Annotated in this window: 17 protein-coding genes and 1 riboswitch; of the genes, 10 read left to right on the forward strand and 7 right to left on the reverse strand. The window is 44.0% G+C overall.

The window, feature by feature from the left end; all coding sequences use genetic code 11:
- Positions 1-5 precede the first annotated feature (5 nt).
- On the forward strand, positions 6-1,673 hold the full coding sequence (locus LCM11_RS06405) for a DUF2207 domain-containing protein (protein ID WP_224893413.1): 1,668 nt from the start codon (positions 6-8) through the stop codon (positions 1,671-1,673).
- Positions 1,674-2,333: 660 nt separating this feature from the next.
- On the opposite strand, the gene LCM11_RS06410 is transcribed toward LCM11_RS06405, so the two are convergent.
- Both LCM11_RS06410 and LCM11_RS06415 read right to left on the reverse strand, forming a co-directional pair.
- Positions 2,334-2,681 carry a hypothetical protein gene (locus tag LCM11_RS06410; RefSeq protein ID WP_224893414.1) on the reverse strand — a complete coding sequence of 116 codons (348 nt, stop codon included), beginning with the start codon at positions 2,679-2,681 and terminating at the stop codon, positions 2,334-2,336.
- 92 nt (positions 2,682-2,773) lie between these two features.
- Positions 2,774-3,529 (reverse strand): SDR family NAD(P)-dependent oxidoreductase, encoded by a 756-nt coding sequence (locus LCM11_RS06415; protein WP_224893415.1) that lies wholly within the window; start codon positions 3,527-3,529, stop codon positions 2,774-2,776.
- A gap of 382 nt (positions 3,530-3,911) precedes the next feature.
- Here LCM11_RS06415 and LCM11_RS06420 point away from each other — a divergent pair, with 382 nt between their 5' ends.
- The 6 genes from LCM11_RS06420 (at position 3,912) to LCM11_RS06445 (ending at position 9,905) form a co-directional block, all read left to right on the forward strand.
- Positions 3,912-4,694 (forward strand): CAP domain-containing protein, encoded by a 783-nt coding sequence (locus LCM11_RS06420; protein ID WP_224893416.1) that lies wholly within the window; start codon positions 3,912-3,914, stop codon positions 4,692-4,694.
- A 264-nt stretch (positions 4,695-4,958) separates the two neighbouring features.
- A complete protein-coding gene (locus LCM11_RS06425; protein WP_224893417.1) occupies positions 4,959-5,537 on the forward strand; it encodes a YdhK family protein in 579 nt (192 codons plus the stop codon).
- Positions 5,538-5,778: 241 nt separating this feature from the next.
- Positions 5,779-6,042, forward strand: a complete 264-nt coding sequence (locus tag LCM11_RS06430; RefSeq protein ID WP_224893418.1) for a hypothetical protein — start codon at positions 5,779-5,781, stop codon at positions 6,040-6,042.
- A gap of 261 nt (positions 6,043-6,303) precedes the next feature.
- A riboswitch (SAM riboswitch) is annotated at positions 6,304-6,408 on the forward strand.
- A 79-nt stretch (positions 6,409-6,487) separates the two neighbouring features.
- A complete protein-coding gene (locus LCM11_RS06435) occupies positions 6,488-7,597 on the forward strand; it encodes a methionine biosynthesis PLP-dependent protein (RefSeq protein WP_224893419.1) in 1,110 nt (369 codons plus the stop codon).
- Positions 7,594-8,793, forward strand: a complete 1,200-nt coding sequence (metC, locus tag LCM11_RS06440; RefSeq protein WP_224893420.1) for a cystathionine beta-lyase — start codon at positions 7,594-7,596, stop codon at positions 8,791-8,793. The genes LCM11_RS06435 and metC overlap by 4 nt, the downstream gene beginning before the upstream one ends.
- 62 nt (positions 8,794-8,855) lie before the next feature.
- Positions 8,856-9,905: a homocysteine S-methyltransferase family protein gene (locus LCM11_RS06445; RefSeq protein ID WP_224893421.1), complete on the forward strand. Its 1,050-nt coding sequence runs from the start codon at positions 8,856-8,858 to the stop codon at positions 9,903-9,905.
- Between the two features lie 878 nt (positions 9,906-10,783).
- Here the strand turns inward: LCM11_RS06445 and LCM11_RS06450 are convergent.
- From LCM11_RS06450 to LCM11_RS06465, 4 genes are all read right to left on the reverse strand, one after another.
- On the reverse strand, positions 10,784-11,248 hold the full coding sequence (locus LCM11_RS06450) for a UPF0158 family protein (RefSeq protein ID WP_224893422.1): 465 nt from the start codon (positions 11,246-11,248) through the stop codon (positions 10,784-10,786).
- 13 nt (positions 11,249-11,261) lie between these two features.
- Complete coding sequence (locus tag LCM11_RS06455; protein ID WP_224893423.1) at positions 11,262-11,723, reverse strand: YkvA family protein; 462 nt, start codon at positions 11,721-11,723, stop codon at positions 11,262-11,264.
- Between the two features lie 278 nt (positions 11,724-12,001).
- Positions 12,002-13,486 (reverse strand): DHA2 family efflux MFS transporter permease subunit, encoded by a 1,485-nt coding sequence (locus LCM11_RS06460; RefSeq protein ID WP_224893424.1) that lies wholly within the window; start codon positions 13,484-13,486, stop codon positions 12,002-12,004.
- An 18-nt stretch (positions 13,487-13,504) separates the two neighbouring features.
- Complete coding sequence (locus LCM11_RS06465; RefSeq protein ID WP_224893425.1) at positions 13,505-14,116, reverse strand: TetR/AcrR family transcriptional regulator; 612 nt, start codon at positions 14,114-14,116, stop codon at positions 13,505-13,507.
- Positions 14,117-14,538: 422 nt separating this feature from the next.
- Between LCM11_RS06465 and LCM11_RS06470 the strand changes: the two genes are divergently transcribed.
- From LCM11_RS06470 to LCM11_RS06480, 3 genes are all read left to right on the forward strand, one after another.
- Positions 14,539-15,798, forward strand: coding sequence for an ATP-grasp domain-containing protein (locus tag LCM11_RS06470; RefSeq protein WP_224893426.1), 1,260 nt, complete (start codon positions 14,539-14,541; stop codon positions 15,796-15,798).
- A 33-nt stretch (positions 15,799-15,831) separates the two neighbouring features.
- Entirely contained in the window at positions 15,832-17,793 is a 1,962-nt protein-coding gene (locus LCM11_RS06475) for a hypothetical protein (protein WP_224893427.1), read from the forward strand.
- 294 nt (positions 17,794-18,087) lie between these two features.
- On the forward strand, positions 18,088-18,654 hold the full coding sequence (locus tag LCM11_RS06480; protein ID WP_224893428.1) for a LysM peptidoglycan-binding domain-containing protein: 567 nt from the start codon (positions 18,088-18,090) through the stop codon (positions 18,652-18,654).
- Positions 18,655-18,700: 46 nt separating this feature from the next.
- On the opposite strand, the gene LCM11_RS06485 is transcribed toward LCM11_RS06480, so the two are convergent.
- On the reverse strand, positions 18,701-20,089 hold the full coding sequence (locus LCM11_RS06485) for an MFS transporter (RefSeq protein WP_224893429.1): 1,389 nt from the start codon (positions 20,087-20,089) through the stop codon (positions 18,701-18,703).
- Positions 20,090-20,154 lie beyond the last annotated feature (65 nt).

Consider the following 20,154-nt stretch of genomic DNA (forward strand, 5'->3'; position numbering starts at 1 on the left):
TGATTATGAAAAAATTACTCCCCATTCTATTTGCCGCAGTTATTCTTCTTGTGCTTCCTCACCAGGCACTTGCGATCGAGTATTCTATTCCACAGACGATCATTGAGGCCAAGCTTCAGATAAATGGAGATGTAAAAGTAAAAGAACAGCATACGTATGCTTTTGACGGAGAGTTTAACGGCATAACCCGCACCTTATATGCAAAAGAAGGAACCAGAATTACAAATGTGCAAGCATATGAGAATGAACAGAAATTAAAAGTGGATCGCGAAGATCAGACTTATAAAATGTACCGTAGCGGTATGGATGAAACCATTACGGTTGACTTAACCTATCTGATTGGAGATGGGGTAGAAGTTTATAGTGATCGAGCTCAGTTTTACTGGTCTTTCTTTGACGAAAATAATGAGTCCGCGTATGAAAATTTCACAGTCAGCGTCCATCCGCCATCCAAAACAGAAGATGTATTGGCACTTGGCTACCAGACTGCTTATAGGACCGAACTTATTATGGAGGGAGGAGTGGTACAGTTTGATATGGGCTATATATCCAGTGGAGAGAATATGAAGGTAAGGGTGGCTTATCCCTCTTCTCTGTTTTCTGTCGCACCAATCTCGGACAAAGACATAAGCGGAGAAATTCTGTCCGAAAAGGATAGGTTGGCAGCTGAAGCCGATGCAAAAGAACAAAGGAGAGACACGTTAAATCGTATCACTCCTTATGCACTGAGTTTATTTGTAGCTGCCGGACTATTGCTTACCGGCTATGCGGTCCGTCGGTACCGTTCTAACCAGCGTGAAGTGAACCGCCAGCTGAACTCACTTTCCTTTATTCCTGAAGAAGAAATGAGTCTGCCGGCCACACTGTATTTCCAAAACCACCGTCGCCTCACGATCCGTTCTCTCACAGCTGCAATCCTTGACCTTGTCAGAAAAGGATACGTCAAGCAAAAATCAGATCAGGAATTCCTGATTATTCATCGGAATACGGACTATGAACACGAGGTGATTCTGCTCTCCTGGCTGTTTGATGAAGTAGGCGGAAACGGCACATTCCATTTCGAGGATATCCAAACGTACACCGCTGACAAGTCCAACCACGGCCAGTACCAGAAAGATTTCAACTTGTGGAAAAAGGCTGTCAAACAGGAGGTTGATACTCATAACCTTTATGAGAGCATGATCAAATGGAGAGGATTTACCGCCCTTGTTGGAACGCTTGCCATTCTATTTGGTATATATCAACTGTTTCCCTGGATGATCCTATATATCATTCTTGGATCCCTGGTGCTTGTAACAGCCTTTGCTTATCATCCCCATACGGTTGAAGGGAAGAAGATTCAGCTTCAATGGAAAAAACTGCTGCACACCGGCAGCGACCCAGGTTCTTTAACAGATAATGAGCAACTTCGCCTTTTTCTCTATGAGATTGGCACTGGACATAGAAAAGTAGAAAACGAGCCCGAGGTTCGAAACCGTTCATCCTTCAGTACAGACACAGGTACAACGACTGCCCATAACGATATGATGCTCTTTATTATTCTTGCTGCTTCCCTGCAATCAAACTTCAGCGAGGCGGAGCAAACTGTCTCGGCCGCAGCTGCAGCCAGCGCAAATGCTGGTGGAGGTGGAGCCGGTGTCGGCGGCAGCGGCGGAGGATCAGGAGCATTTTAAATGGTAGCAGCACCAAATAAGCTCGGAGTATTTTTTACTCCGAGCTTTTCTTATGGATGTATGGATCCATAAGAAACATGGACGCCTTCTCTTGCATACGATAAAAAAGTTATGAAATTTATACCTTCTGGAGGTTATGTATATGCACGCGAATACACCATACTACGGCGGGCAAACCCAGGGATCGTCGCCCATGTCTGTATTAAACACGGTTCAAGAATGTGAAGCTTTATGTGAATACACGGAACACTGTGTGCTGCAAATGAAACAAGCAACTCGCCGGAAAGAACAGCTGAGATTGCTTAGGGATTGCGCGGATATTTGTACCTTAACTGCAAAGTATATCGCTCGCTGCAGCATGTTTGCCCCATCCACGGCAGCCTTGTGCGCCTATATTTGTGAAATTTGCGGCAATCATTGTCTACAGCATTCCGACGAATTATCACAGCAATGTGGACGCATGTGTTTACACTGTGCCCAGCAGTGCCGCAGCTTTGCGATGACGGGATAACGGATAAGACTATTTAATAAACCAGTATTAATTAAGTAGCTGAACGTCCTTCCTACTTCCCTATTCTACTTAACCATAGGCGCTGTGCTCCCCCTACCAGTTAAAATAAAAAAAGTGAACCAATACTTGTCCAAGGGGCTGGGTAGCCATTAGGGCAGTTCTGGTTCACTTTTTTTATTCTTATTCTCTTTCGATTGAGTTTTTCTTCGGAGGTAGTCCTGAAGAGCTTTCTCTATTTCAGCTGCAGTGGCATTATCTTTAAGCTCACCGGAAGCTTTCAGCTTTTCAATGATTTTCTCATCGTTAGCTATCATACTTTTTCGAGAATTTTCTCCTGGTAGATTCGTGGAAGATTCTTTATTCTCTAATACCTCTTCTTCCATGTTTTCTACCGGTTCCTCCTGAGGCGGCTCAATTGGCTGTCTATTTTCGCAGCCGTAACTGCCAGCCCCGAGCAGGATTCCGACCATCAGCAACCTTAACTTCCCATGTATCATTGAACGCCCTCCAGTACATGAATTTTGATCTCCTGTATAGAATTAGACGTTTCGTCTGGAAAAAGGTTACTCGGAAAAGAGTTGAACTTCAGTTAAACCCCAAATGTGTTGCCTCCATTAACAGAGATGGATTGGCCAGTAATAAATTGAGAATCGTCAGAGGCCAAGAAAACAACTGAATTAGCGATGTCTTCAGGTTTCCCCATACGTCGAAGAGGCAGCTCGCTGCTGTAACTCTCCAGGGTAGACGGATCTACTTCTCCGTGTCTCTCTACTGGAATAAAACCAGGATTGACAAGGTTCACATTTATACCGTGCGGTCCAAGTTCATTTGCCCAGGAACGGGTCATGCCAATCATGGCTGATTTAGCTGTTACATAGTTTGAGAAATTGGCGTTTCCAAGCTGGACAACTTCACTGCCAATATTAATAATACGGCCGTATTGCTTCTCCTTCATACCTGGCATAACTGCTTTTGTTAGAATTAATGGTGCTTTAACAAAAAACTGAAGCTGATCCATGTACGTTTCCCATGTATTTTCCTCAAGGGAGTACTCCGGCTGAGGACCGGAAGCATTATTAACCACAATATCCATGTTCTCACCATATGATTCCTGAACCTTACGAACTAGCTCGTCCACAGAGTCCTCAACGGTTATATCAGCCTGCACAGCGATGGCTTCCCCGTCTTTTTCCCTTATTTCTTCCACGGTTTCATTGGCCGGATCCGGACTTCTTCCGTAGTTCACCACCACTCGTGCTCCTTCAGCCGCAAGATGTTTACTGATGACTTTACCCAGTCCTCTTGATCCGCCTGTAACTAGTGCTATTTTTCCTTCTAATTTCATCTGCCTCATCCTTTCTCCTGTTCCGTTCCCTTTTATACAGCCAGGTATTCTTAAGATTTCATTAGTTTAAGAGCTGTAACATCTCAGACATATTTGTAAAAAAAATAAGGATTTAAGACCCCTGTCAACCTACTATTTTCGCTAATTTATACTACAAGATGATAAAAATTCCAATAGAAGATTTATTTAACTATGCAATATAAAAATACATAAATTTCGCAAGAATTAGAGATTTATTTACTGACGCATAAACAAAATTTCCCTTAAGGAGTTTTCAGTGTTCCTCTCTTTTCTCGTTTACCAAATAGATCCAAAATTATTACAAAAACAGGATGATAGGATAAAGTTGTTCCAAACAAAACGTCTAAGGAGGAATTCGAACATGAAAGGAAAATCACTAATTCTATCAGGAGCTCTCGTAGTATCATTACTAGCTTCTCCAACAACTTCTCTCGCATCTTCAGGGGATAGCGAGTTTTATAAATTCCAGCAAGGAAATATCCATGTAGAAGGTGTTGTGAACTGGGTTAAACAAAATGAAGAGGCCTTAAAGAATCAAAGTCTCCAGCAAGTAGATATCCAGTCTCTTCTAAAACAATTCCAAACTCAGGCTCCACCGGAACAAAAGTATGAACAGCCAACTGAACCCGTTCAGGAACAACCAGTAAAAGAAGAAACGGCAGAACCTAAGCAGCAAGCACCTGAAGCTCAGCCGGAAAAACAGGATCAGGCATCCGAACAAGCCGCTCCTCAAGAAAATGCTGCGGATCAATCCGACCAATCTGAAGTCTCAGCTTTTGAACGTCAAGTTGTCGAACTGACTAATCAGGAACGTGCGAAACAAGGACTAGCACCTCTTACACTTGATACAGAGTTAAGTGGCGTAGCGGGAGACAAGTCTCTTGATATGCAGAAAAATGACTACTTTTCTCATACAAGCCCAACGTACGGATCCCCGTTTGATATGATGAAAGACTATGGTATTGATTACCGTACCGCTGGTGAAAATATTGCCATGGGTCAGACTTCTCCTGAACAAGTGGTTGAAGGATGGATGAATAGTGAAGGCCACCGTAAAAACATTATGAATCCAGACTTCACTCATATTGGAGTCGGTTATGTAGAAAACGGAAACTACTGGACTCAGATGTTCATTGGTAAATAAATAGATTTATGCATAAAATCCACCGGGCTGCTTATCCCGGTGGATTTTTTTGATGGGGACTCACCTGCCAATCGAGCGTTCTGCCTTCCGAAAGAAAGTCTTCAACAATCCACCTCTTTAGCTACAGCTATCTCTAAGTAAAACACAGGGATAGCTACCACATCCATTTGTAAATTTATAGAATAAAGCGATTGACTACATATACACACCCGGGGTATATTCTATCTATATCTATTAAACGTTTTTTCTTGAAAGGGGAAAAATATGAAACGTTCAACATTCGCTTTAGGGAGTCTCATATTTGCATCAGTTATACTATTAGGAGCTTGCAGTGAGGGGAACAGTGATTCAACAAAAAATGCGGAAAGTGTTTCTTCAGAATCCAGCCACAATGAACATGAAGGCATGGACCATTCTGGTTCAGCTGAAGTGCCTGAAGGTTTACGAGAAGCAGAAAAGCCAGCCTATCCTCCAGGGAGTAAAGCCCAGATCAATGCTGACCATATGCCTGGAATGAACGGAGCAGAAGCAATGATAATTGGAGCCTATCAAACCACCGCTTACAGCCTATCTTATACATCCTCCACCACTGGTGAAAAAGTGCAGAATCATAAATGGGTTATCTATGAAGAATTAAAAGATCCTCCTAAGAAAGGGGTAAAACCCGGTTCAGAAGTAACCGTGAATGCAGACCATAGTGATGGAATGAGTGGCGCTAAAGCTCAAGTGGAATTTTCCGAAGAAACGACGGTTTATATGGTGGATTATACAGACACGGATAACGGAGAAGACGTGACCAATCATAAGTGGGTCACAGAATCAGAATTATCAGCTACACCGTAATTTAAGAACCCCGACACTCGGGGTTCTTTTACTATTCCACCCTTTTAAACCCTGTGCCCTCCCTTTTCCCATGCATGTTCACAATATCTTCACAAATCATCTGAACCCCTGTACTAGCGCATCTCCTGACTTTTTTTCTTTTTTATATTTGGAAAAAACAGAAAATTACCTTGCAAATAGACTGAATATTACGTAAAATCAATCATAATTTATACTAATAAACTATAAGGAAGTGAGCGTAATGCAGACTCAATCGGTGAGTACTCTATATAATGTATGCCCTCTCTGTCACGGATCTGGAAAGTATAAGGAATATGATGATGGAAAAGCCAATTTAATTGTAGACCATTACCAGCGTGTAAATTATGCGAATGAAACACTAGCCTGGAAGATGGCCATCGAAGAAACCAGTTATGTGAAGGAATGCTCGAAATGTCACGGGAAAGGTAACGTCCTGAACAAAGAAGGAGAACGAATGTATAAACAGCTTCAGCAATATGCATAAGTTCAATCCCCCCTGTCGTTTAAAGTGACTGGGGGGGTTAAATGATCTCAGATTAAGTTAGTAGTTTTAGAAAAATGATTTTTTTCTGAAAACTCTATTGATTCTTTAATCATTTTCCTGTATTGTAAATCGCAAGCGAAATGATAACCGCCTAATTTTTTGAAAGAAATTTTTAGTAATTTTTAATATCATTCTTGATTTAAGCATACCTTTCATGTAAAGTGTTCAACAGTTGCTTTTCCAAAAATTACATAATAATAAAACTTATCCAGAGAGGTGTAGGGACTGGCCCTTTGATACCTCAGCAACCAGCCATTGGCACGGTGCTAAATCCAGAAGGTAGTAGTTATACCTTGAAGATAAGGAGACTCTTTATACATAAAGGACCTTCTTCTTCAAGGAGGTCCTTTTTTATATCCATTTTTTTACGAAGGAGATGATCACCATGGCACGGAACAGGATTGAAACAATTTTAGCCCAGCTAGGCAATAACAGTGATGAAAAGACAGGGGCTGTGAATCCGCCCATCTATTTATCTACCGCTTACCAGCACAAATCACTCGGAGTATCCACCGGATATGATTATACCCGGACCAAAAACCCGACACGCCACCTTCTCGAAGAAGGCATGGCCCAGCTTGAAAACGGCGATCAAGCCTTCGCCTGCAGCTCAGGAATGGCAGCCATCCAGTTGATCCTCTCCCTGTTTCGTGCAAATGAAGAATTGATCATTGCGGAAGATATCTACGGCGGCACGTACCGTTTACTCGAACATTATGCTGATGCTTATCAAATTCATTCAACCTATTCTGATTTCACGGATGTTGAGAGTGTCATTACGGAGAAAACGAAAGCCATCTTTCTTGAAACGCCAACCAATCCGCTGCTGCAGGAAGTAGATATTGAAGAGGTTTCAAAGATTGCTAAGAAGCACAACCTTCTGCTCATTGTCGATAACACATTCTTAACGCCTTACCTTCAGCAGCCGCTGGACTTAGGAGCAGATATCGTGATCCACAGCGCTACCAAATATATTGGCGGGCACAACGATGTATTAGCCGGTGTCGTCGTCGCGAAAGGAGAAGAGGTTTGTGAAAAACTCGCCTTTTTCCAGAATTCATCAGGTGCTGTCCTCTCCCCTTTTGACTGTTGGCTGTTAATCCGAGGATTAAAGACCCTGCCGCTTCGTTTCGATAAACAGCAGGCGAATGCAAAGACCATTGTTGAGTTTCTAAACAACGACCCGGGCATAAGAGAAGTCTTTTACCCTGGAAAAGGAGGAATGATTTCATTCCGTGTGGAGGATCCTTCCAGCATCCCTGATTTTCTGGAGAATTTGTCGGTCATCTCTTTTGCCGAAAGTCTGGGAGGAGTCGAAAGCTTCATTACGTACCCGGCAACACAGACGCATGCGGATATTCCAAAAGAAGAACGGGAAGAACGCGGAATCTGCGACCGGCTTCTTCGCTTCTCCGTAGGAACAGAACATGAAGACGATCTGATTGATGATTTGAAACACGCTCTCTCTGCTATTCAAAAGGAGGAAATACAATGAGGCCAGAAAACGATCAGTTGGAAACCCGTTTCATCCACGGCTCTGCGAATAATCGAAGTCATCACGAACCGGCTACGGGTGCAGTGAATGTACCAATCTACTTATCCTCAACCTTCCATCAGGAAAGCTTCGATACGATGGGGCCTTACGATTACAGCAGATCCGGAAATCCAACGAGACAGGTGCTTGAGGAGACGATCGCTAACTTGGAAGGCGGCGCAAGAGGACTCGCTTTCTCATCTGGGATGGCAGCTATCTCTTCTGCTTTCATGCTGCTTTCCGCCGGTGACCACGTACTCGTTTCCAAAGATGTCTATGGCGGGACATTCCGGTTGATCACCGAAATGCTTGGCAAGTACAACATCGATCACACATTCGTTAACATGACCGATCTCAACGAGACCAGCCGGGCGATCCAATCCAATACAAAAGTTATCTATGTAGAGACACCGTCCAATCCTTGCTTAAACATCACAGATATTGAAGGAGTAGCAAAGCTTGCTAAAGCCCATGGCTGTTTAACCTTCGTGGATAATACATTCATGACGCCGCTTTATCAGAACCCGCTTGAGCTTGGAGCCGATATCGTTCTGCATAGTGCCACCAAGTTTTTATCCGGTCACAGTGACATCATTGCAGGTCTTGCCGTAACTAAAAATGAAGAACTTGGAGAGAGACTCGCTTTTATTCAGAACTCCTTTGGTTCCATTCTCGGCGCTCAAGACTCTTATCAACTTATTCAGGGGATCAAGACACTAGGAGCCCGGCTGAAGCAGTCGTCAGACTCAGCACTTAAAATTGTCTCTCATCTGCAGGAACACTCCCTGGTGGAAGAAGTTTACTACCCGGGACTCACTCACCACGCCGGTCATCCGATTCATCGGAGACAATCTACCGGAGCAGGGGCCTTGCTCTCTTTCCGGCTGGCGGATAAAGAAGCAGCCAAAGCATTTGTGGAGCAGATTCGCCTCCCTGTCTTTGCTGTAAGCCTTGGGGCTGTGGAATCGATTCTATCCTATCCAGCCACTATGTCCCATGCAGCTATGCCAGAAAAAGAACGAACGAAGCGTGGTATTACCGATGGTCTGCTCAGGCTCTCTGTCGGACTTGAACACCCTGGTGATTTAATTGAAGACATTGAACAAGCTTTACAGGCAGTTGCCCGTACCAGAAAGAAAGTCAGCGTGTCCCTTTAAAAAGGGCATTAGCTTTCAACTAATATAAATTCGATTACAGAATGGAAAGGTTGTTGAATGAAATGAAACGATCATTAGAACAGAGATTACAGGATGGACCCGTTATTTGTGGAGAAGGATATTTATTTGAACTGGAGCGTCGCGGCTATTTACAGGCTGGCTCCTTTGTACCGGAAGTCGCCCTCGACAACCCTCAGGCACTAAAACAAACGTATCGTGACTACATGCTCGCAGGCTCCGACGTCGTCTTAGCCTTTACCTATAACGGTCACCGCGAGAAAATGAGAATCATCGGTAAAGAGGAGTTATTAGAACCGCTTAACCGCCAGGCGATCCGTCTAGCTAAAGAAGTGGCCCAGGAACATCCAGAAGAAGAAGCGCTCGTAGCCGGAAATATTTCCAACACGAACTTGTTCAACCCGGATGACCCGGAAGCTATTGAAAAAACAAGAAGCATGTTTGCAGAGATGATCGGCTGGTGTAAGGAAGAAGGAGTAGACTTTGTGAACGGTGAAACCTTCTATTACTATGAGGAGGCCCTCATTGCTCTTGAAGAAATCCAAAAACAAGGTCTCCCCGCTGTGATCACGTTCGGCCTGATGGGCGAGAATATCCTCCGGGACGGCTATGAGGTAGAAGAAGCCTGCCGTCTGTTAAAAGAAAAAGGCGCTCTTGTCGTCGGCATGAACTGCTTCCGTGGGCCAGCTACAATGCAGCCATATGTGGAAAAAATCCGTAACACGGTGGACGGATACGTAGGAGCCCTTCCGATTCCTTACCGCACGACGGAAGAACACCCTACCTTCTTCAACCTGCCGGATGGCGGCTGTGCTTGTACACTGCCGACAGAAACGACATTCCCGACGTCTCTTGATCCACTTTACACCAACCGCTACGAGCTCGCAGAATGGGCTAAAGAAGCACACAGCATTGGTGTAAACTACCTGGGACTCTGCTGCGGAGCTTCTCCCGCTATGCTTCGTGAAGTAGCAGAAACCGTAGGACGTACAGCTGTAAACTCTACGTACTCCCCGGATATGGAGAAACACTTCCTGTTCGGCAAGGATGATTCATTGCAGGACCACATTACATCCTACAAAACGAAAGCATAATTCAAAACGCCTGTCCGTCAATCCGGACAGGCGTTTTTTAAAGTTTTATTTAATTTTGGCTTTGTTAAAGTTTATTGTTGATTATTTATAAGAGTCTTATTACGCAATAGGGCCGATTAGTTGAAGACTCAGTTTCGAGATATCTAAGGTCCGTTACGTTATAAGGTCAGGGGCTGGTGGGGGAATAACTCGCTTTCCTATGGGGGAACGGTGAGCTTCCTCGCTCGTTTCACTCCCGGCGGGATCTCACCTAGTTCCTTCTCCCATGGGAGTCTCGCCATTTCCCACCAGCCCCACGTAATAAGGGAAACGGCCCCTTCGGGAAGAGAAGTTCTTGGCTTCCATCAACTGAGTGGAATGCTTATATACCAGGCGATTAAGCCAAATTATCTGCTTTTAAAGGCTTACCACCGCACCTCGTAAAGCTGATACGTTTTTGAGTAATTTCGAGCCTCTCATTCGGCCAGGTCCGGAGGGGGACGATGTAGACTCCTAGGTTAAAAGCGGAAGCACCTCGGTCAGCGGCGTATGGACTGGACTGAGTTGGCGGAGATAAAGAAAACACGAAGAGCGGAGCGATTCGATGTTGCCTTATCGTACAGAAGTGAGGGAAGTCTCACTAGCCGCTAGGTGCTGGAGCTGGATAGCTCTTCTTGTCGTTTATGTTCTGATTTTCAAGTAAGACTAAAAAAGTGTAAGACCGGGATGAACATGATCGGTGAGACCCCGCAGGGCTGTTAAGCCCGAGGAAGCTCAGCACATGCCCGCGAAAAGCGAAATCGTCCCCCGCAGGACCAAACTCTCACAAAAGTCTCGAAATCGAGTCTTCAAGTAATGGGAGCTTTATCATAAAATCAACACGGAAATTTAACAAAGCGTTATTTTTTATAAGGAATGTCGTTTTCTTCGCACCATTCGATGGCAAGCAACCGGTATTGCTCATCTTTGAACTCAAACCATTGATCACGAACCCCGTAGGTCACAATTTGATCTTTAAATCTACGAAAAGCTCCTTTTCCACGGATGGCTCTCAGTAAGTCGTTATGGATCTGTTCGTCCTCAAGAGAGTTAATGAATGCTTCCATCATCTGATACTCGTTCACTTCTGAACAATCCGGCAATTGGATGTAGCGAGTCTCATTCTCTAAGATATGCTGCGCTAAATGGCGTTCTTCCCTTTGCCATTCAAGTAAATGAGAAAAGTCCTCCCCATCTTCTACGTCAACTAGCGCTTCCTCACTTACCTGAAAGACCTTGCCACCGATTTTATCAACAAGGACTCGCGTATCTTCCGTTTGCAACTCAATTTCCTCAGCCACTTCACGTATGTTTACTTGATTCATAATCTTCCTCCAACTATTGATGCGGATCTTCCGCTGAATTTTTAGATGGGTCTTCCAAATCATTCAGTACGGACTCTCCAAACAGACTGCTCACACGATTACGAGCCTGCTCTTTCACATTCTCATCAATATGAGAAATCACTTGATAGACCGCATACACGATAACAGCACTATCATCCGTGAATCCGACGACTGGAATAAAGTCTGGAATTAAATCCACCGGAAGGATTAAATAACCAAGCGCACCGGCTATTGTGAGCTTAGCTTTCTTCGGTGTATTTTCACTCTTAAATGCATAATAGAGTAAGAGACTATAGTACACAATTTTCGATCCGATCCGGCTGCTATTCGTTCGGATTTTTTCACCATATTCTTTCTCCGAAAAATGCTTCCTGCTTCGTTTTATAGCTTTAGCTGGATTCAGCTTTTTTAATCTGTCTCGGTAGCGTTGTTTTTCTTTAAGTTCGCTAGTCATTATTCATCACCCTTTTGGGGTACTTTTGACAAAAAAGCCCTTGCTTAAACCTATTTTGAGAAAAATGGTAGATTTGCCATGCTTATATAGGTGGGCAAGCCCTGACACGTTACAAACTGGTTCGACAGAGCCTTCTTTCCCTTCAGTGAAACCTTCGAGAGATCAATAACCTCCATACCGCTATCGGTCCCCAGTTTTTTCACCTTACCTATATTAAAATGAATATGTAAAGGAAAGCAGGTGCAATCCCTTCTTAAAGAATTCCACCTGCGCCCCAATCAGTTCGTTTGTAAATTCCCCTCTGTTTTTGCTGCTCGTTCGTCTTGAGATGGTTTTGGCTTCCCTTTAATAAAGAAGGACAACACAATTCCTAGAATCGCAATAATGGTAGCAACCATGAAGGCAACATTGATTCCATGGATCATGGCGTTGGACATAATCTGTTGCCTGGTTTCACCAGAAGAAGGTACATAGTCTTTGGAAGCGTTCATCATAACAGTTACCAGCAATGCTGTACCAATCGATCCTGCAATGGTACGCAGCGTATTATTCATCGCAGTACCGTGAGGAATCCATTCTGTTGACAACTGGTTCAATCCTGCTGTAGATACTGGCATCATGACCATAGCGATCCCCATCATTCGAATAGCGTACATCACCAGAATAAACGTATAAGTCGTAGTCGCTGTTAAAGTCGATAATTCAAAAGTAGTTACGGCAATGATACTCAGGCCTACAATAGCTAACCAGCGTGCCCCAACCTTATCAAAGATTCTACCGGTAATCGGGGACATGACTCCCATAACGATCGCCCCTGGAAGAAGCAGTAATCCTGATTCAAAGGCGGTGAATCCGCGCATGGTCTGCATATATATAGGAATAAGAAGCTCCGCACCAAGCATGGACATCATCACGACCATACTGATAACAGCGGCTAAAGCATAAATTTTGTTTCCAAATACGCGAAATTCAAGAATCGGTTTATCCAGCCTGAACTGCCTTAATATAAAGGACGTCAAGGAGATGACTCCGATGATTACGGCCACATATACATTTGCACTATCCCAACCGTCGTTTCCCGCACTGCTTAATCCATATAGCAGTCCGCCAAAACCAAAGGTTGATAGAATAATAGAAAGAATATCAATCTTAGGATTGGTTTGCTTTGTCACATTCTTAAGAGCAAATGCACCAAACACAAGTGCTGCGATTGCAATCGGAATAATCACCATAAATGGCACACGCCAAGAATATTCTTCGACAAGATACCCTGACAATGTTGGACCAATAGCTGGACCAAAGGCAATAACAAGCCCCGCCATTCCCATGACCGTCCCCCGTTTTTCAATTGGAAAAATCATCAGCATAACCGTTTGCATAAGCGGCATCATAATTCCAGCTCCACTCGCCTGAATTAACCGCCCAGATAATAATACTGGGAAGTTAGGTGCCAGAGCTGCAACCACTGTACCAATCGTAAACAAGGTCATAGCTGTGAAAAATAAACGTCTCGTCGTAAACTTCCCGATTAAAAAGGCCGTAATTGGGATCATAACCCCATTTACCAGCATGAACCCAGTCATCAACCACTGTGAGGTACTGGCTGAGACATTTAAACTATCCATAATATTTGGTAACGCCGTGTTGAGGAGTGTTTGGTTCAATACGGCTACAAATGCACTGACTAAAAGCACAGACACAATGGCAATCCGATTTATGGGCTGCTCACCTTCCACTTTAGCCTGTTGATTTACTTCGGCCATTCCTATTCCTCCTTCCCTCTACGTAGAGAGGCCTCTTTTTATAAGAGTCATTTCGATCGTAAAATTCTTCATTGCTCTTTCTCTCGATAGTCCTTTGGCGAAATGACTAACCAGATTATTCAACATTAAATTTCTCAAGAGATGAACAGCGTGATAGAGTTCTTCTTCACCTTCAATGTTTAATTGACTTTGATCGATATACTCTCTAATCTTGTTCAAATGCTGCAGAAATTTATCCTCCGTATCCCCGTTCGTAATGGTGCTCTGAATTTTATGGTTCATATTTAAGAACACATGCTTAAAAAAAGATCGCTTCTCGTCGTTCTTGAATTCCTCTAATGTAGACTGAAACAATTTTGCAGTTGCTTCGAAAAGGTCTCCTTCCGTTTCCTTTAAGAAAGAAATAAACATCTCCTGCCTTCGCTTCGACTGCTCTTTTAGTAAGTGATAAAACGCATCTTCTTTATCTTCGAAATATTGATAAAAGCTTCCCCGGGAGATTCCTGACATTTTAATAATGTTAGAAATCGATGCTTCATTTAAAGGGGCTCTTGAAAACTCTGCACGAATTGATTCCATTAAGGTTTGTCTTTTATCTTCTGGTAAATTGAAAAATGTTTGTTTTGGCATACTATGCTCCTCCTCACCAATATGACAAGGTGTCACATCCAGGTAATACTTTGCTATCTTAATTCAACCAGCGGTTAAAGTCAATAAAAAAAGTGACACTGTGTCATAATTATATTTTTCAAGATTTAATTTGATGTATCTTCATCGTAAATAATCATTCATTAAAATTTTGTAAATAGGTTTATTATTTTCAAATTGTTGGTATAGATGGTCATTATCAATCTACGTGAACAAACTTAAGTACCCCAGCATGCAGTGTAGAAGAAGCACGACTTTTGACTTTGATTGTCGAATCCAATAATAATGCTTACAGTTTTTGCTAGACTTTGATACTTTTAAAATGATAGAGACCGTTCATAACATAAGGCAGGATGATGCGGTTTCATATTCCAGAAAAGTCATTTTAAAAGGAGAGCGATGAGATGGAACTTGATCAACTTGAATTGAATGCAACTGTAGAGGATTCGGAGAAAACAAAACCTTATTACACGGCTTTAATTGGATGGAGCGTGCAGGCCATAGAAGCTGCCGCGAAAATGAATCGGCCGTTCATTGTAGTGGGTCCGCCCGATTTTGAATCCTATGCTGAGAAACACGAAATTCCGTTTGTCGGATGGGATTTCAACAAGATCAATGAAAGCTCTGATCACCTCTACATGCAGCTGAAAGAAATGGGCGCAGAAGTAGCCGTTCCTTTATATGAAGAGTGTGTCGAGTGGGCTGGAGCCTTAAATGCCCGCTTCCGCGAAGATCCGCGAGTATTTAACCGTTCCTTATTGTTACGTGATAAAGGAATGATGAAACGTAAAGCGCAAATATCCGGTATTAAAGTAGGCGTATTTGAAGAGGCACGCAGTAAAGACGATGTGGAACGTTTTCTGAAGCGCGTAAATGAAGCTCTGCTTAAATTAGACGGCGATCATCTTGATCCCATCCATGTAAAACCACTGGACAAAGCTGGATCCGTTGGTCACCTGGCTATTAATACCGCAGAAGGAATTGAACAAATCCAGGATACAGACTTCCCGCTCTTAATGGAAAGTCATTTGGATGGACAGGAATTTTCATGTGAAGCCTTTGTTCATAAGGGCAAAGTCCGCTTTTTAAATATCACGGAATATATCCGTTTGGGTTATTCCAATTTCGTCCCCGCTTCGCCATTACTGGAAGAAAAGAGACCTCTGATTGAACGAGCAGTTCAGCAGCTGGTGGATGCCTTCGAAATCGAATACGGCGTGATCCATCCTGAATATTTCCTCACTCCAGACGGAACTCTTCATTTCGGTGAAGTGGCTGCCCGTGTGCCAGGCGGACACATCTTCGAACTGATTGAACGTGCCTATGGATTCAGCGCTTATGAGGCCCAAATTCTATGCAGTGATCCAAATACGACCGAAGAGGAACTGGAGGAATTCTTCCCGGATCCGTACCAGTATGAAGCTTACGCAGGCTGTCTGATGGTCCATCCAAATACCGATTATGTAAAAGACCTCGAAATACCTGAGGAACTGGAACATCATGCCTACTTCGAAAAGCATGATATGTTTACTCCACCTCAAGGTAAAGTAGCAGAACGTGTCGGTTTTGGGAACCATTATGGAACCATCTTTTTCTATGGAAAAGACAGTGAGGAAATGACGAACCTTCTTAAACGTTACGAGGAGCATGATTTCTATATCTAGATTAGTGAAGTTTCTATAGAAAGGAGAGGTGAAATGCCTCAACCTACAGGTGTTATTATCGAACGTTTCTCTCAGGCCCTGGCTGCTTTAGAAGAAGCACCACCTTTTGCAAAATCAAGATACCAGACCGATGTTTATCAAGAGGCAAACCGCCTCATTGAAACGGAAAACGGACTGGAGCACCTTTATGGATACGCCGACCGATTTGAACAAACCGGAGTCTTCCAGGATGGCCCATGGGAGGAAGCGAATAAGCTTCAGCCCCCTCTTGTTGCCGGGTCCTTAAAAGCAAAAGGACTGCCGATGATCATCGAGATCTTAAGTGAATTGCGCATGCTGGCTGTTGCGAAAGAGCGGTATGTCAATCCAGCTGTTACACCGCAGATGGCAGAAGAGTTTCTAAATGAAGTGATGGTTCTCAACTTGAATCTTCTATTCCCGGATGCTTCGGAAAGCGCCCGGATTGAAAAGCATGAGAATGATGAAAAAGCCAGTGAACTTTTTCAATTCTTAGCGAACCACCTTTCATCTGACGCACTCATTCAAACGCTGATTGATGAAATCAAACGTCTTACCGCACAGCGCCCCATTATGATCAAGCGGACTGTATCTATGATTCGAATGGCTAAGGAAATGTTGGAAAAAGAACATGCAGAAAACGATCAATCTGAACTTATTCGTTTTATCGCTGCGATCGAAGGTCCTTCTGAGATAAGTAACCGTTATAAGGATGTGCACGCTTACCGCGCGCAGCTCAAAGGGCTTTCACGGTCGGAACTGATTTCAGAAAGCGTTTCTTTCGCTAAGTCTATGCGTTCCACCGGGCTCGTTGCACCGCACCATGCAACATTAATCCGCTACCTGTCGAAACGCATGCCTCAATTGCTGCCTCATGCACTCGATTTGAGCAGCAAAGGTGTTGCCAACCTCGAGGAAAATAACGAGCTCGTCATTCAATTGATTCGCGCGTCCGTTTTTCCAGCAACCCGTCAGGCGATTTATGGGCTCGCACTTATGCTTGAGCGAGGTGTCCTTTCTCACTCTCCTGTTCCACCAGGGTTGCGGAGATTAATCGAGCTTGATATCCGTCCTGACGTCCGGAACGCTCTTGCGCAGACCACTAGCGTTGGAGAAGGATTAACGGCTAATAATATTCTCGTTGCCGCGACGATCCAGGTGCTGGGCCAGCCGCTCGGCATCGGGCAGGGATTCAATCCAACCTGCCAGGCTGCCAGAGGTATCAGCTTATGGGCGCAGCATGCTCCGGGATTCTTACTGGAGATTATCCCACGCGCAGCGCGGGATGGAGACATCGATTTTATGTTCGAAGGGCAGGCCATTCACTCGAAAGATCTAAGCGGCGGACTCGCTCCCGAGCTGCATAAGGAACTCGATCCGATCTCACTCATTCTGGTTCCGCATTTGGACAGGATATACAGTGAAATGATGTCGCGTGTTGCTTTACGCGGAGACGACGGACACCGATGGGTCAACCCCGCCTTTTACGGCAACTGGGTTCAAAAAGGTTTCGCCAATATTATCGATCCGCTCACGGGTTATGTACAGGACTACCCAGGATTTGTACGTCTGTTTTACGCTACCCACCATACCGAGTACAATGACGATTACGAAATGATTTATCCAAACCCCGTTGGAATTTTTATAACAAATGTTCACGGGAAGCTCCTGGGACTTCATGCCGTATCCATTACAAGAATCGGCGTAGACCCTGAAGGGAAAGACAGGATCTATTTTTACAACCCGAATAACGACGGTTCCCAGAACTGGGGGCAGAATATTGAACCAAGCGTAGCTGGAAATGGAGAAGAAGAAGGCGAAAGCTCCCTTCCATTTCATGAATTCGCGTCCAGGCTTTATGCTTTTCACTACAATCCCTATGAACAGGGTGAAGCCTACGCTGTCGATGATTCCATTGTTCAGAACGTTCAGCAGCTGGCGAAAGAAAGCTGGGGCAAGGATTATACGTGGGTATAAGGTTGATAGAAGCCAGACTCTCTAGATGAGGGTCTGGCTTTTTTAGTTTGGGGTGCATGCTGCTGGCTGATGATTGGTCGATTGGGCCGTGCTCCTCCTCATTCGGGTCGTCCACCACTCCACCCTCCCCTGCCCGCAAAAAGAGGTAATTTTCCGCAATTCATCATTAGTTTGTCGAAATAAATACACAAACAAAATATACCCATTATTACAAAAATTTTACGTTTAAATAACGTAGAATTCCGAAACACATATAATGTAAGCCATTTCATATCTCTAAAGGAGGGGTAATGTATGAAAAAAACAAAATATCTTGCACCGGTATTAGCTTTAGGAATGACCTTCGGCTTTGGCGCTGGCAGTGTTTCGGCTGAGAAGACCACTGTTACTTTTGATAAAGGAGATACGCTTTGGAGCATTGCCCAGCAGTATGAGGATGTTTCGGTGAACGATTTATATGAATGGAACCCTGGTATAGACGCGCATAACATTCAGATAGGTTCTGAGATTAGCTTCCAAACAGGTGAGGATACAGCAGATGACATGCCCAATGAAGTCTTCCACACCGTTACCCCAGGCAGCACACTGACGAGCATTGCAAACTTGCATGCCGGCGTCACGCTGAAAGACTTATATGATTTGAACCCTGGTATTGAACCTCGTAATTTACAGCCCGGGCAGGAAGTAAGAGTCAGCCGCAGCGATGGCTACAGTAAAGAATTTCACACTGTACGCCCAGGAAGCACACTTACAAGTATCGCGAACCTTCACGCCGGTGTAACGGTTGAGGACTTATACGACTTAAACACTGGCGTTGATGCACGCAATCTCCAGATCGGATCAGAAATCAGAGTTAAATAAACAAAACAATCCCCCGTCACATTTTGAAGTGGCGGGGGATTTTCTATTAATAGTCAGATGCTGCTTTCTTTAAGGTCAGGGTCTTTCGATTGTAAAATAAATAGAATTGCCCTAGCGACAATAGAATAATAATAGAGAAACCTAAGAAAATGTTACTGTAAATCGCCGTATCTCCATTGAAACCCAGCCAATTGAGCGGTCGGTCAGGATCGAACAGGTCCAGTGTTTTACCGATGACGGCTCCGCTTAACGCACCGGAAACAAAGTTGAGCAGATTGAACACACCCATGCCTACTCCGGTTTCTTTTTTATCAAGCAGATTGGCTAGAATATCAGCCGAAGAAGCCTGCACAAGTGGAAAGCTCATATAGGCAACGATAATAGTTGCACTTACGATATACTGATTTGCTCCTACAATCATGGAGAGCAGGAAGAATCCTGTAGCAAGGAGCGTCATCGCCAGATAAAGCACAAAGGTATTCCCTTTAGAATCTACAAGATTCCCACCTTTTTGCCCCATAAGTGCTGCACTCAAAGCTCCTGGGAAGAGCACAAGCCCAATGGCCATCGTACCCAGTTGGTACGTATCCCGAAACATGATCGGAAGCATGAACATCATACCGAATAAGCAGGTAATACTTAGAAAACTTGTTATAATGGTAGATCTGTATTTAATATTTTTAAATAAATGCGGAGGAATAAATGGTTCGTCGATGGCTTTCATTCGCCATAGGTTTGAAAAGAAAAACAGAGCCGTTAATCCGAAGATCCATGGTATTCCAAGTGTTATCCCAAGCAGCAAGGTGGATATAAATCCAGCAATCAAAGCCGCTCCTATATAATCAATGTATCCTTTATTCGTCTCTTCCTGCGGCAGATTTCTTCTAAGAAAAGGCAGTGTGACAATTATTAAGGCTGACGTCAAAAATAAGTAGCGCCAATCCAGGAATCCGGCTATAAACCCACCTGCAATCGGTCCTATGCCAGAGGCAAACGCCATAACTGAAGATACAATCCCAAGTACTTTTCCTCTTGTTTTAGGAAAGTAACGTATGGGTGCTAAAAATACAAGCGCAGGAATCATGGCGCCTCCTACGGCTTGAATCACGCGGGCCACAAGGACCATCCCATAATTCTGAGCAAAGAAACCAAATAACGATCCCGCTGCAAAAATGGTCAGTCCAACCGTGATTAAAGTACGGAAGGGATAAAAGTCCGCGAGCTTTCCATACGTTAGCGCCCCCACCGCATATACCATAATATAGCCGGTCATGACCCAGCTTACTTCTGAAGGCATCAGCTGATACGTCTTCGCTATATCCGGCACAGCAATATTAAACATCGTTCCGTTCATCACGGAAAGCATAAGAACTGCACATAATGAGACTAATAGTCTCGTCGGATTAGGTACAGACGATTCGTGTTGCTTCTCCATTCTAATGCCCCCTTTTGTTTCGTATCTCGAAATGAATCCTAACGAATAAGAGAGCACATTGCAAA

It is taken from the genome of Halobacillus halophilus (assembly GCF_020171985.1).
Taxonomy (GTDB): domain Bacteria; phylum Bacillota; class Bacilli; order Bacillales; family Halobacillaceae; genus Halobacillus; species Halobacillus halophilus_A.

Bases quoted from the DNA above. Each gene is read 5' to 3' on its own strand.
- LCM11_RS06405 (WP_224893413.1), top strand. From the start codon at position 6: ATGAAAAAATTACTCCCCATTCTATTTGCCGCAGTTATTCTTCTTGTG.
- LCM11_RS06410 (WP_224893414.1), bottom strand. From the start codon at position 2,681: ATGATACATGGGAAGTTAAGGTTGCTGATGGTCGGAATCCTGCTCGGG.
- LCM11_RS06415 (WP_224893415.1), bottom strand. From the start codon at position 3,529: ATGAAATTAGAAGGAAAAATAGCACTAGTTACAGGCGGATCAAGAGGA.
- LCM11_RS06420 (WP_224893416.1), top strand. From the start codon at position 3,912: ATGAAAGGAAAATCACTAATTCTATCAGGAGCTCTCGTAGTATCATTA.
- LCM11_RS06425 (WP_224893417.1), top strand. From the start codon at position 4,959: ATGAAACGTTCAACATTCGCTTTAGGGAGTCTCATATTTGCATCAGTT.
- LCM11_RS06430 (WP_224893418.1), top strand. From the start codon at position 5,779: ATGCAGACTCAATCGGTGAGTACTCTATATAATGTATGCCCTCTCTGT.
- LCM11_RS06435 (WP_224893419.1), top strand. From the start codon at position 6,488: ATGGCACGGAACAGGATTGAAACAATTTTAGCCCAGCTAGGCAATAAC.
- metC (WP_224893420.1), top strand. From the start codon at position 7,594: ATGAGGCCAGAAAACGATCAGTTGGAAACCCGTTTCATCCACGGCTCT.
- LCM11_RS06445 (WP_224893421.1), top strand. From the start codon at position 8,856: ATGAAACGATCATTAGAACAGAGATTACAGGATGGACCCGTTATTTGT.
- LCM11_RS06450 (WP_224893422.1), bottom strand. From the start codon at position 11,248: ATGAATCAAGTAAACATACGTGAAGTGGCTGAGGAAATTGAGTTGCAA.
- LCM11_RS06455 (WP_224893423.1), bottom strand. From the start codon at position 11,723: ATGACTAGCGAACTTAAAGAAAAACAACGCTACCGAGACAGATTAAAA.
- LCM11_RS06460 (WP_224893424.1), bottom strand. From the start codon at position 13,486: ATGGCCGAAGTAAATCAACAGGCTAAAGTGGAAGGTGAGCAGCCCATA.
- LCM11_RS06465 (WP_224893425.1), bottom strand. From the start codon at position 14,116: ATGCCAAAACAAACATTTTTCAATTTACCAGAAGATAAAAGACAAACC.
- LCM11_RS06470 (WP_224893426.1), top strand. From the start codon at position 14,539: ATGGAACTTGATCAACTTGAATTGAATGCAACTGTAGAGGATTCGGAG.
- LCM11_RS06475 (WP_224893427.1), top strand. From the start codon at position 15,832: ATGCCTCAACCTACAGGTGTTATTATCGAACGTTTCTCTCAGGCCCTG.
- LCM11_RS06480 (WP_224893428.1), top strand. From the start codon at position 18,088: ATGAAAAAAACAAAATATCTTGCACCGGTATTAGCTTTAGGAATGACC.
- LCM11_RS06485 (WP_224893429.1), bottom strand. From the start codon at position 20,089: ATGGAGAAGCAACACGAATCGTCTGTACCTAATCCGACGAGACTATTA.